This is a genomic window from Cyclobacterium qasimii M12-11B, assembly GCF_000427295.1.
In the GTDB taxonomy this organism is placed as follows: Bacteria; Bacteroidota; Bacteroidia; order Cytophagales; family Cyclobacteriaceae; genus Cyclobacterium; species Cyclobacterium qasimii.
This window is the reverse complement of record NZ_ATNM01000197.1, coordinates 1-11,847: the sequence shown is the minus strand read 5'-3', so window position 1 is coordinate 11,847 and position 11,847 is coordinate 1. Positions and strand designations below refer to the sequence as shown.

Genomic DNA, 11,847 nt, shown 5'->3' with positions numbered 1-11,847 from the left:
TTGCTTCTAAAAGCGGTTAGGAGCTTTTTTTTGTCTAGCTTTTATTTGTTTTTACTTGCCACGTAGGCATCGATCAAATCCTGAGTAATCCCTGTGGTAGAGTACCCACCATCATGAAATAAATTCTGCATCGTTACCATTCTGGTAAAGTCAGAAAACATTGTGATAATGTATTCACCACATGCTTCAGCTGAGGCATTTCCAAGTGGAGAAGCCAAGGCTGCAAAATCAAAGAAATCATCAAATCCTCCGATTCCTGATCCGGCAGTTGTTTTAGTAGGGGATTGGGAAATAGTATTCACCCTTACGTTTTTGAGTTTACCATATCTTAAGCCGTAATTTCTGGCAATGCTTTCAAGGATTGCTTTGGCTTCAGACATGTCGCTGTAAAATGGAAAAGACCTTTCTGCAGCAATATAGCTCAATCCAACTACGGATGCCCACTCATTAAGGATGTCTTTCTTTTCAGCTACGTGTAGCATTTTGTGAAAAGAGGTAGCAGAAACGTCATAAGACTTCTGTACCCATTCATAATTTAGGTCACCATAAGATCTTCCTTTCCGGACATTTGGTGACATACCAATAGAGTGGAGTAAGAAATCGAAATTTCCACCCAAATACTCTTTTGCTTCATCGTATAACTTTTCAATGTCTTCGACGGAAGTAGCGTCTGCAGGGATTATGATCGTCTCACATATATCTGCTAGTTCCTGAATAGCTCCCATTCGCATTGCTATTGGGGCGTTGGTAAGAACAAATTTCGCACCTTGCTCTTTTGCTTTTAAGGCAGTTTGCCAAGCGATAGAATTCTCATCTAGAGCACCAGTGATAATTCCTTTTTTTCCTTTTAATAAATTTTCAGGCATTGTATTCTTTTGATTTTCTGACTTCAATTAAATAATATTCTATAAAATTAACTAATAATGGGTGAAACATTTTCTGTAGGGCTTTTAGAAAACGCTTGTTCTCCACTATTTGTTAAGCAATTCTTTTGCGTTTTCAAAAGCAGTTGCTGAGGGATTTGACCCGGAAATCATCGTAGCGATTTCAAGTAATCTTTCTTCAGGGTTTAATAGCTTTATTTTACTTATGGTCTTTAGTGCACTATTGTCTTTGTATACGAAATAGTGTTTCTCTCCTTTAGCCGCTACCTGTGGTAAATGGCTTATGCAAATGACCTGGTGCTTTTTAGCAATCTGTTGCATCATTCGAACCATTTGTAAGGCTATTTCTCCAGAAATACCTGTGTCGATTTCATCAAAAATCAATGTAGGTAAGGCCATTTTATCAGCCATTACATATTTGATGGCAAACATTAACCTTGAAAATTCACCTCCTGAAGCCACCTGACCGATGGGTTGGGGCTGTATTCCTTTGTTTGCTGAAAACAAAATGTCAATGTCATCAATTCCTGACTCATTGGGTACAACCTCACTTCGCTTAATTTCCACTTTGGCATTTTCCATACCTAACTGCCCCAGCAAGGATTGAATCTCTTTGCTGAAATTGTTGAAAATGGAGCGCCTCTTTTTGGAAAGATTTTCCCCCAATTTGGTCAGCTGCAATTTTGACTGGGTAAGTAATGCCTGCTGCTCGACCAATTCTTCTTCTAGATGATCTCCTTTGAACACTTTGTCCGCAAGGGTAGAGGCAAGTTCTAAGAGCTCTTTGTCACTCTGAAGCCCATGCTTTTTCTGAAGTTGGTAAATTTTACTAAGTCTTTCTCGGACCCACTCGGATTTTTCGTAATCGACCTCTATTTCCTGCTCCTCAAGTGAAAGACTTTCCAGAATATCTTTTAATTCTATAACTAAGCTATTAAATCGCTGGTTTAAATCTTCAAAATTCTTACCGAATTTCTTTAAGTATTGGAAATGTTGCTGGGCAGCTTCTAACTGCTGCATCGCTCCCAACTCTTCGTTTTCCAGATGCTCTAAAGCCTGAGATGCCCTTGATTTTATTTCTTCGGCGTGGTTTAATAGCTCTTCCTTTGCTTCCAGGGAATCTTGTTCTCCTTCTTCAAGATTCAATCCAGACAACTCCTCTAGTTGAAACTGGTTGTAATCCGATTCTTGCTGGTATTGTTGCTTTTCCTGTTCTAATAGACGCACCTTTTTTTGCATCTTATTAAAGTCCTGGAATTGGCTAATATAAGCTTCTCTTTCCTTATTGACGCCGGCAAATGCATCTATAAGGGATAGTTGGTAAGAAGATGCTCCTAATAACAAGGTCTCATTCTGGGAATGAACGTCCATCAAGATTTTACCTAATACCTTCAAGGTTTCTAACCTGACTGGGGTATCATTGATAAAAGCCCTGGATTTGCCAGAAGGAGAGATTTCGCGCCTGATAATGCATGCAGGCTCATAATCCAACTCCTCCTTTTGAAAGAAAAGCTTCAAACCATAATTCTGAATATTGAATACTCCTTCAATAATACATTTTTTGGTTTCATCAAATAAAGTCCTGTTATCGGCCCTATTTCCAAGAAGTAATCCTACTGCTCCAAGCATGATGGACTTTCCTGCTCCGGTTTCACCGGTTATCATATTGAGTCCGGCACAGGGTTCCATTTCTAACTTTTCTATCAAAGCATAGTTGGTAATGCTAAGGTTGGTTAACATATTGCTTTGGTTTCGTTTAGAGGGTCAAAATTAACCAAATTTGAGGATTATCCTTTCAAAATATCATTGTATTTTCTGGCATTGTTTGGGTCTACCTTAAGTAGTACTTCTACTGCCTCCTGTTTCAATTCCATAGGTGCTCCTTTCAAAATTTTGCTTATTTCATCTGATTTCGCATCCATAAAGCTAATTGTTAGAATACTATTTGGTTGAACCTTGTTGGCTTCTTGTATCATTTTAATAGCTTCCACTATGTTTTCGTAGCTTTCTTCTGGCTTGGTTGTTAATAAATCAAGCCCTTTTCTATGGTAAAGGTAATAGGCATCTCTAACAGGAACCATGACCTGTGAGTTGTAAAGGTCGTTCGCTAACCAATACCTGTTCCGCTTATCCGATGGGTTTTGATTCCATCCTGGATTGGAGGATTGTTGGGCATTGGCGACAATATTATTGGCTATTTCAAAGAAAGCATCTCCTCCTCGAGGCGAGAAAGAATCGTAATCTATCCCTATGGTTATGTAGGCATAATAGGCCAATAGGGAAGTGATATTGTTCAAGTAGGAAAATTGATTGAATTCTAGTGGCTGGGATTCGGTATATTCAAAAGTCCAATTTCGATCGGCAAAGTTTAGTATCAAACTTTCATAATTGGATCCAAATACTGGACGCACTGTCTGAATCTGAACCGTAGCACTGAAAAAACCTACTTGAGGCATATCATTTATGGTAATCAATAAGTTCCCTTTTATCCTTTCCTGTGGCTTTAGGTCTGCGTCTGTCCAATTTCGCCCATTCAGAAACTGCTCAAAAGCCGATTTCATCTTCTCAAAAATATCGGTATCCTGGGTTTTAGCTCGTTCACTGTTAATGGTAACAGTGAAATTGAGTTGTTGGGATAGTACCTGATGTGGCGCTAAAAAAAAAGAGAAGAGGATGAAGAAAATTACCGGACGTACCATTTGATTAGTGAATTTTTATTTATCCGCAAAAACATATAATCCGAAATGGACAATTGCCATTTATTTCCTGCTGACAATTGTTGCAAATAAAACCAGCAGCTTTGTTAAGGGTTCACCTGAGGTGAATATTTTTTAAACGTTAAATAGACCATCTTATTCTTTGGCGTTTCTACAGTTTATCTAACAGTAATTACTTTGATGTGCTAAACGTTATTACTGGCTTTCTGGTTTTCCAGAATAGACCCGATCCGATCTAGTAGTTGTAGTGCCAACATGTCTTTGGTCAGCACAGGAGTTTTTATTTTCTCCCCATTCTTTGATAAAATGGTAACCTGATTAGTGTCTTTCTGAAAGCCTGCTTCTGGATCTAGAAGTGAGTTTAAAACCACAAAATCAAAGTTTTTTTCGACCAGTTTTTTTTCTGCACTTCCAAGTCCTTCGTCTGTTTCCAAGGCAAAGCCAACATGAATTTGATTCTGTTTCTTACTTGCACCCAATGTTTTAGCAATATCGGGATTTTTAATCAAAGTAATGGTCAGTGCATTTTCCTTCTTCTTGATCTTTTGGGCGGAAGGTGTTTCTGACCTGTAATCAGCCACCGCTGCACAAAATATAGCTACTTGTGCTTCAGAATGGTGGGTTTTAGTTGCTTCAAACATATCAAGCGCACTCAATACCGAAATGGTTTTAATGTTTGGATGCGGTCTTGGTTTTAAAGCAGTAGGGCCTAGAATTAAGATGACCTCTGCGCCTTTTTGGGCAGCCTTCTCAGCTAGAGAAATACCCATCTTACCACTTGAATGATTGCTAACGTACCTGACAGGGTCAATGGCTTCCTGAGTTGGTCCTGCGGTGATTAAAAACTTTTTGCCTTTAAGTACCTTATCAGGATTTAAGATCTCCTGAATGTAAGTAAAGATCTCTTCAGGTTCAGGCATTCTTCCTTTACCAACCAGTCCACTGGCCAATTCCCCCGAGTTTGCTTCCATTACATGGTTCCCATAACTATCAAGCTTGAGCAGGTTTTGGATCACAGAAGGATGTTGATACATGTCCAGGTCCATTGCTGGAGCCACAAGTACAGGACTTGTACATGACAAGTAAGTGCAGGCTAACAAATTGTCGCTTTGACCAGTTGCAAATTTCGCCAATGTATTGGCCGAAAGAGGGGCAATAACCATCAGGTCTGCCCAATTTCCTAAAGCGACATGGTTTGACCATTCACCAGTTTTTTTATCAAAAAAATCTATATGAACTGGATTTTTTGATAATGTCGCAAGTGTGAGAGGCGTAATAAAATCAAGAGCAGAAGTCGTCATAATAACTTTGACCTCTGCTCCAGATTTGACCAATAACCGAATAAGATGAGCTGCTTTATAAGCCGCTATTCCTCCAGTTACGCCTAGTAGTATACGTTTGCCAGTGAATGGCATGTTAAGACTTGGTTTCCTCCTCTTCAGGGAACCTGTACATGACCTTGTCTTCCATGAATTCTTCCATAGCCAATGTACTTGGCTTAGGCATTCTTTCGTAGAATTTTGATATTTCTATTTGCTCCTTGTTTTCAAAGACTTCCTCAAGGTTGTCTACAGTAGAAGCAAACTCAGATAATTTGTTGTTAAGCTCTTCTTTCATCGTAGATGAAATCTGCTTAGCTCTCTGAGAAATAGTGAAAATAGATTGATAAAGATTACCTGTTTTTTCAGCTACCTTGTCTAAATCTCTCGTGATAATTGACGGATTAATTGCCATATATATACTTGTTTTTAATTGCCCTCTTCTTTTAAAGCTTCAGAATCTTCCTGATCCTTTTTTTCTTCTTCTCGTAATCTTATTGCCTCTGCTGTTCTGGCTTTATACTGTTCTTTTATAGTATAGTGATCATCCAGTTTGGCCTTGGCCTCAGATTTAATATTGCTAACGTCCTTCAGGTGTTCACTTTCAGGGAATTTCTTTTCAAAATCATCTGCAAACTCTAACGCCTGTTCAAATCGCTCTTCTTTTTTATCAAAAACGCTACGATCTGCATATGCAGTACTTACTTCTACTAATTTAAATGCCAATTCCTCATTGTAATCACTATCTGGGAAAGACTTGGCGAAATTCTGAAAGTTAACAATACAGGCTCTGTAAAAATCACCTGGAAATAATCCTTCAGTGAGGCGATAATACATTTTTGATTCCGTAAATGCCTTTTCCTCAAACCTTTTTTGAAGATCGTCAATCATAGTAATGGAACGTTCATAAGAATCAGATTCCGGGAATCTGTTCATGAACAACTGTATAGCATTCACTGCTTCTCGTGAACTTCTTTGATCCAGGTTAAAATCCGGAGAGTCCAAATACAAAGAATAAGCATTCATAAATAAAGCTTCTTCTGCTAATGGAGATCGGTTATAGGTGTCAAAAAAGGTTTTGAAATATTCTGCAGCCTCGATGTACCTCTTGGTTCTGAAATGAGCATAAGCATAATTAAATTCCGCTAATTCAGCTTTTCCACTTCCCTTAATGACGGGTAGAACCCTGTCATATAGGATTATAGCTTTGTTGTGCTCCCCTTCATCATAGTAGCGATTAGCTGCTTCATAGAGTTCATCCCAGTTGGTACTTTTCTCTAACTTGTAAAATTCACCACAACCAAAAGTCAATAGTGAGGCAAGGAATATAAATATGTATTGGTGTACTTTTGTCATTTGACCTGCAAATATAATGGATTAATAATTGGTTATCAAGGCAGTTCTACTGCTAATGCGCATTCTTACCTTTTGACGTAGAGTTTTTTGGTGACGATATTTTTATTGTCAACGATCAAAGTGTAAAAATAAGTACCTGGGTTCAGGTCTGTTACTGGAATTATTAGGGTTTCTTGGGAAGGATCGAGTTGAAAATCATAAATTGGGTTGCCAATAAAGCTATTGATGACTATTCTGACCTTCGCATTAGGGTTTTTTATTTTATAGTCTAACTGAGCCGTTCTCACACTTGGGTTTGGATAGATCTCATCCATAGCCACATCCCTATGATTAACATTATCTGAGGGTTGGTCTGAGGTCACATTGTATACATTTTCTACAACAAAAGCATCTCTTTGGTTGGAGGTGTTGAAAAAATGCAGGTCAAATGTCCCTTTAGTAGGAGTTATACCTAGTTCAAATTCTATGTAGATGTTGGTTGCAACTTCTCCTGGTGCCAGTGTAAATCTAATTTGTGAAAGATCCTTTCTAGGGTCAAAACAATTTTCTCCTATGCAAATGAGTATGTTTTGGGAGGAACCTACATTTCCCCGAAGGTAGCGTAGAAAATATGTGGCACTTTCGTTGGAATCGTTCTGAAGGATCAATGTTTTTCTTTGGGTGGTATTTACTTTGCCGCTAAACTCTATTTTTTCACTAAGCACACGTACTTGTCTGGCATCTACAGACTGTAGCGCAAACAATTGTAAGGTGATTAAAAGTGATAAAAATATTCTCATGTAAAGTTTAGTTCTATAAAATATGATTTATGTTAACAAAGATTTTCTCCCTCTTTTAGAAGTATATACGTATAAAAATACCAAATTGGTTCCACTTTATAGGTAGGTTTGGGTTAAAAAATGTTAACAACGATGAAATTTTTTTATTCTTTGCCGTTAAAAAACTTTTGTCAAATTATTTTTTTTCAAAAAAATGTAATATATACGCCAAAAGACATTAATTGTCAGTAGGAATTTGTAGTTCATCATTCTCAGGGTAAGGGAGTTTCACATCAGGTTCATCAAAGAAGCTATAACGATTTTTGTCCCGTATTTTCGGTGTTCGCCAATCATTTATGTGTGTTTGCGTAGGTCTTTCTTCTCCTCTCCAAATAAATCCCTCTAGTTTTTGTTCATCTTCCTCAAACATATGGGGAGGTGTGAAGGAGGCTTCCGGTTTTATAGTGTGACTAATTCTGGAAACTGCACCCTCCTTAAATTCCATGATGATTCTTCCACAAAGTAATTTATTTAGTCCTTTTAAGGTGGTGTCATTTTCAATAGCAAAATACAAAGATTCACCATTGCCTTCCACATCAAGTTTATCCATGTCTCCATTCAAAAAGTAGGCTGTCATTTTACGACCTTTTATCTGATTGAAATTGGCAACAGTATCTCTTGTGATGGCAAAAGCATTGTCTTGGAGTAATGCCTGGTCAATTTCCTGGTTGGCTATAGTAAACTGAATGCTGTCTGCTGTAATCTGGCTTTTATTGTTCCAAAGTATGGGATCCGTATAAAGGTGAACGGTAGAGTCAGCGTATATATAAGCCATCGAATCGGCCCTTCCTGCTAAATCTGCCTTTATCATTCGCATGTTGGGATAGGCAAGCGTGTATTTGTCCTCTGGGTTCGTGCCATCTTGCGTAATAAGGGTGTCCGCAATTACAAATAAGGTGTCAATTTCAAAATATTTGCGAACCAGCGCATTACCATAAACTTCTGAGTACTGCTTTCCCTCCCAATATTTACCCTCATCTCCAAAAACTTCAGCATTTTGCTTTTTGTTAAAAATACTCACGTTTTCTTTGGCTTCGTAGTATTCCGCATTTTCATCATAGTAGAGGGTTTCTCCATATACAATACTGCTTTCGGACTCCACATCGCCATCATAAAATCGGAATATTTTATTCCCGGTATCGTAATAGCTGCCCTTTTGGGCATTTAGTCTATTGCCGTCTTTTGAAAGGATATTGGTAAGGCCTACTGTTTCAGTGATTTTTGTGGTTGTCGAATAATACAGGGTATTGGATTTCATCGTGTAATCCGGATTTTCCAATATCACATCCTCATTAAAGGTGATTTTCTCAATTTGGGTTTCATAAAGCCCTTTCTCACTTGTCAGTACATTTGTACTGTCTTTGACCATTCCTGAATTAAAATAGTTTGCTTCCCCATTTTCTCGGTTATAATCCAGAAAGTCGGTGTAAAGGGTAGTGCCTTCATTTACCAAGACCACATTATTTCTTAACAAGGCCAATTGCGTGTTACCATCATATTCTGCATAGCGACTAGTGACGGTGACCGAATCTTCTTGATCATCTATCTTGACATTACCAAAAAGTTTGGCAAGGTTGTCTTCTGAATAGAAGTGGGCAGAATCACAATAGATTAATGAAGTTTTGTGCTTTAGAATCACATCTGTCAGTAACCTTTCAAAACCCTTTCCTCCTAAAAGTTGCTCAGCCTGTAAAATTTCCAATCGGCTTTGCTCCTTCTCTGCCTGGGCCTGTGCCTTTGAAAAGACCAAAGAAGTAAGTAAGCAAAATAAAATAAATTTGATCTTTGTCATTCGAATTGATTTCCGAGGCAAAATTAATATAAAATAGTACTTTTGGTTTATGCTGGAGCGATTTATAAATCATGTACGCAAAAATAAACTTTTAGATGTGCAATCGCCCTATCTTGTGGCTGTCAGCGGTGGGATAGATAGTGTGGTTTTAGCCCACTTGCTCCAAAGAAACGGTTTCAATATATCGATTGCACATTGTAATTTTAAACTAAGAGGCGAAGCCAGCGATGCGGATGAAGCGTTTGTAATTAATTATGCGATGAAATTGGGAGTGCCTGTTCACGTAAAAGTTTTTGACACTGTTGCCTACATGGATGAAATGAATGTTTCTCTGCAAATGGCGGCAAGAGAATTGAGGTACAACTGGTTTGAGGAACTTAATACGAGTCTTGGGACACAAGGAGTGCTTGTAGCGCATCATGCCGATGATCAGTTAGAAACTGTAATGCTTAATTTATTGAGAGGTACAGGGATCGAGGGGATTTATGGTATGAGTAGCAAAAGAGACTATATCCGTCGGCCCCTTTTACCATTTTCCAGACAAGAAATACTAGGTTACCTGAAAGACAATGGACTTGAATGGAGGGAGGACAGTAGCAATGAGAAAACGATTTACAAAAGAAATTTCGTCAGACATAAATTATTGCCTTTGTTTCTTGAGTTTGATCCCAAAGGACCAGAATTGGTGCAGTACAGTTTTGATAGAATAAAGGATACCGGTAAGGCATTTTTCTATTTTTTTGATCTTTGGATAAAAGCCAATGTTGTTTCCAAAGATGGTTATGAAATGCTGTCATTTGACAGTTTGGTGGCTATACCCGGCAAGTCATCACTACTATTTTATTGGTTGAGAAAAAAAGGTTTTGTATATGCGCAGATTGAGGATATATTGTGTGCAGTTGAAAACCAAGAGGCTGGTCGTCAATTCCTGTCAGGGAGCTGGATGCTAAATATTGATAGGGAATGTTTGATTTTGGGGGAGCAACAGGAAATAGAAAAGCCTATTCAAGTAGGTCTTGAAGACGGTTCATTTTCTGTAATTGGACAACACCATTACAAATGTGTAAAGCTTAATGCCGGGGCACTTATAGATCGGTCTCCAGAGAATGCAATGCTGGATTTAGATTTGCTTGATTTCCCATTGACATTGCGTAATTGGGAGCAAGGAGATAGATTTATGCCGCTTGGAATGCAGCATTTTAAGAAAGTAAGCGATTATTTAATTGACAATAAAGTGCCATTGATTAAAAAGGACAAGGTTAAGGTCCTGTGTTCCAAAGGTAAGATAGTATGGTTGGTGGGGTTTAGGATAGATGATAGATTCAAGGTAAGACCAACAACCAGAAAGGTGTTTTATTTAAATAAATATAAAGATGAAAAACCCTTTTAGAAAAACATACAGCCCTGCAGAGATGGAAACTTTTGCTTTTTTAGCGAAAGTAAAGTTCTTTAAGCATTTGAACTACGAAGAAATGTCCAGGTTTTTTGCCGGCCATTCATCAACGAAAGTATGTACAGGACGAAGTCGTTTTTTTTAGAAATGACCCCAGCCAGGCACTTTACATTTTAGAAAAGGGTGGAGTAACGTTAAATATTGATATTCGAACGGATTTTGAAACCATAATAAAAATTAAGGAAGGGGAGCCGTTTGGTGAAAATTCCTTATTGGAAAATTCCAAAAGAATCTATACCGCTATCGTGGATACTGAGGAAGCGGTTTTATGGGTGATTCCGAATTATGCTATTTTAGACATATTTCAAAGCAATCAAAAGATAAAGGCCAAAATGATGAGTTCGCTTGCAACTTTCTATGATGGAAGGAATCAACAGCTTTTTTCTTCCTATAAGAAGTCTTATGGATTTTTTAACCTCGGACAGATGTTTGAATAATTACGATGAATCCTTCATATAAAGGACATTCTTTAATAACTTAGCGCAAATTTTGTAAAAAACTTCAATCTTAATCGATTATAAAAAATGACGAAAGTAACCGTAGTCGGAGCTGGTAATGTTGGTGCAACATGTGCAGATGTATTGGCTTACCGAGAAATAGCAGAAGAAATTGTCCTAGTTGACATCAAAGAAGGCGTTGCTGAAGGCAAGGCTTTAGATATCTGGCAAAAAGCCCCTATCAACGCTTACGATAGTAGGACTATCGGGAGTACCAATGATTATTCTAAAACTGCAGGATCTGATGTGGTTGTAATCACTTCAGGATTACCACGTAAGCCTGGCATGACCAGAGATGATTTGATCGAAACCAATGCTGGTATCGTGAAAATGGTTACCGAAAATGTTGTAAAACATTCTCCAGATGCCATCATCATCATCGTATCCAATCCTTTGGATGTAATGACCTACCAGGCACACATCGTTTCTAAATTACCAAGAACAAAAGTAATTGGTATGGCAGGAATTCTTGACACGGCAAGATACAGAGCTTTCTTAGCTGAAGCACTTGATATCTCTCCTAAAGAAATCCAAGCAATATTATTGGGTGGACATGGTGACACTATGGTGCCATTGCCAAGGTATACAACAGTCGCTGGTATCCCAGTTACTGAATTGATAGGCAAAGAGGCTTTAGATGCCATCATTGAAAGAACCAAATCTGGTGGTGGAGAACTTGTTAAGTTGATGGGAACGTCTGCTTGGTATGCACCAGGAGCAGCAGCTGCCCAAATGGTAGAAGCCATTGTTAAGAATCAAAAAAGAGTATTCCCAGTTTGTATCAAACTAGAAGGAGAATACGGTATTGACGATTGTTACTTAGGTGTACCTGTTATCCTTGGTAAGAATGGTATTGAAAAAGTAATTGAACTGGATTTGAACAGCGACGAAAAAGCTTTATTAGAAGTTTCAAGAAGTCATGTCAAAGAAGTTATGGCCGTTTTAGATAAAATTGGCAATAAATAAATAGTTAATTATATCACCATAAAAAAATCCCAACTTTGAATCGTT

11 protein-coding genes are annotated in these 11,847 nt (G+C 38.1%); 3 read left to right on the top strand and 8 right to left on the bottom strand.

Annotation, left to right across the window (positions count from 1 at the left end; translation table 11 throughout):
• Nucleotides 1–41: 41 nt before the first annotated feature.
• From ADICYQ_RS24065 to ADICYQ_RS24030, 8 genes are all read right to left on the bottom strand, one after another.
• Nucleotides 42–866 carry an enoyl-ACP reductase FabI gene (locus tag ADICYQ_RS24065; protein ID WP_020888328.1) on the bottom strand — a complete coding sequence of 275 codons (825 nt, stop codon included), beginning with the start codon at nt 864–866 and terminating at the stop codon, nt 42–44.
• Nucleotides 867–971: 105 nt separating this feature from the next.
• Nucleotides 972–2,624: a DNA repair protein RecN gene (recN, locus tag ADICYQ_RS24060; protein WP_020888327.1), complete on the bottom strand. Its 1,653-nt coding sequence runs from the start codon at nt 2,622–2,624 to the stop codon at nt 972–974.
• A gap of 47 nt (nt 2,625–2,671) precedes the next feature.
• Nucleotides 2,672–3,583: a type IX secretion system protein PorD gene (gene porD, locus ADICYQ_RS24055; protein ID WP_020888326.1), complete on the bottom strand. Its 912-nt coding sequence runs from the start codon at nt 3,581–3,583 to the stop codon at nt 2,672–2,674.
• 203 nt (nt 3,584–3,786) lie between these two features.
• Complete coding sequence (gene coaBC / locus ADICYQ_RS24050; RefSeq protein ID WP_020888325.1) at nt 3,787–5,016, bottom strand: bifunctional phosphopantothenoylcysteine decarboxylase/phosphopantothenate--cysteine ligase CoaBC; 1,230 nt, start codon at nt 5,014–5,016, stop codon at nt 3,787–3,789.
• 1 nt (nt 5,017) lies between these two features.
• Nucleotides 5,018–5,335 carry a DNA-directed RNA polymerase subunit omega gene (locus tag ADICYQ_RS24045; RefSeq protein ID WP_020888324.1) on the bottom strand — a complete coding sequence of 106 codons (318 nt, stop codon included), beginning with the start codon at nt 5,333–5,335 and terminating at the stop codon, nt 5,018–5,020.
• A 14-nt stretch (nt 5,336–5,349) separates the two neighbouring features.
• A complete protein-coding gene (locus tag ADICYQ_RS24040) occupies nt 5,350–6,276 on the bottom strand; it encodes an outer membrane protein assembly factor BamD (RefSeq protein WP_020888323.1) in 927 nt (308 codons plus the stop codon).
• A gap of 65 nt (nt 6,277–6,341) precedes the next feature.
• Nucleotides 6,342–7,055 (bottom strand): T9SS type A sorting domain-containing protein, encoded by a 714-nt coding sequence (locus ADICYQ_RS24035; protein ID WP_020888322.1) that lies wholly within the window; start codon nt 7,053–7,055, stop codon nt 6,342–6,344.
• Between the two features lie 217 nt (nt 7,056–7,272).
• Nucleotides 7,273–8,886 (bottom strand): OstA-like protein, encoded by a 1,614-nt coding sequence (locus ADICYQ_RS24030; RefSeq protein WP_040418063.1) that lies wholly within the window; start codon nt 8,884–8,886, stop codon nt 7,273–7,275.
• A 97-nt stretch (nt 8,887–8,983) separates the two neighbouring features.
• Here ADICYQ_RS24030 and tilS point away from each other — a divergent pair, with 97 nt between their 5' ends.
• From tilS to mdh, 3 genes are all read left to right on the top strand, one after another.
• Nucleotides 8,984–10,276, top strand: coding sequence for a tRNA lysidine(34) synthetase TilS (gene tilS / locus ADICYQ_RS24025; protein WP_235114890.1), 1,293 nt, complete (start codon nt 8,984–8,986; stop codon nt 10,274–10,276).
• 95 nt (nt 10,277–10,371) lie between these two features.
• Complete coding sequence (locus ADICYQ_RS24020; RefSeq protein ID WP_020888318.1) at nt 10,372–10,776, top strand: cyclic nucleotide-binding domain-containing protein; 405 nt, start codon at nt 10,372–10,374, stop codon at nt 10,774–10,776.
• Nucleotides 10,777–10,863: 87 nt separating this feature from the next.
• Nucleotides 10,864–11,802 (top strand): malate dehydrogenase, encoded by a 939-nt coding sequence (gene mdh / locus ADICYQ_RS24015; RefSeq protein WP_020888317.1) that lies wholly within the window; start codon nt 10,864–10,866, stop codon nt 11,800–11,802.
• The last annotated feature ends 45 nt before the right edge of the window (nt 11,803–11,847 follow it).

Coding starts and splice junctions, on each gene's coding strand:
- ADICYQ_RS24065 (WP_020888328.1), bottom strand. CDS start 866: ATGCCTGAAAATTTATTAAAAGGAAAAAAAGGAATTATCACTGGTGCT.
- recN (WP_020888327.1), bottom strand. CDS start 2,624: ATGTTAACCAACCTTAGCATTACCAACTATGCTTTGATAGAAAAGTTA.
- porD (WP_020888326.1), bottom strand. CDS start 3,583: ATGGTACGTCCGGTAATTTTCTTCATCCTCTTCTCTTTTTTTTTAGCG.
- coaBC (WP_020888325.1), bottom strand. CDS start 5,016: ATGCCATTCACTGGCAAACGTATACTACTAGGCGTAACTGGAGGAATA.
- ADICYQ_RS24045 (WP_020888324.1), bottom strand. CDS start 5,335: ATGGCAATTAATCCGTCAATTATCACGAGAGATTTAGACAAGGTAGCT.
- ADICYQ_RS24040 (WP_020888323.1), bottom strand. CDS start 6,276: ATGACAAAAGTACACCAATACATATTTATATTCCTTGCCTCACTATTG.
- ADICYQ_RS24035 (WP_020888322.1), bottom strand. CDS start 7,055: ATGAGAATATTTTTATCACTTTTAATCACCTTACAATTGTTTGCGCTA.
- ADICYQ_RS24030 (WP_040418063.1), bottom strand. CDS start 8,886: ATGACAAAGATCAAATTTATTTTATTTTGCTTACTTACTTCTTTGGTC.
- mdh (WP_020888317.1), top strand. CDS start 10,864: ATGACGAAAGTAACCGTAGTCGGAGCTGGTAATGTTGGTGCAACATGT.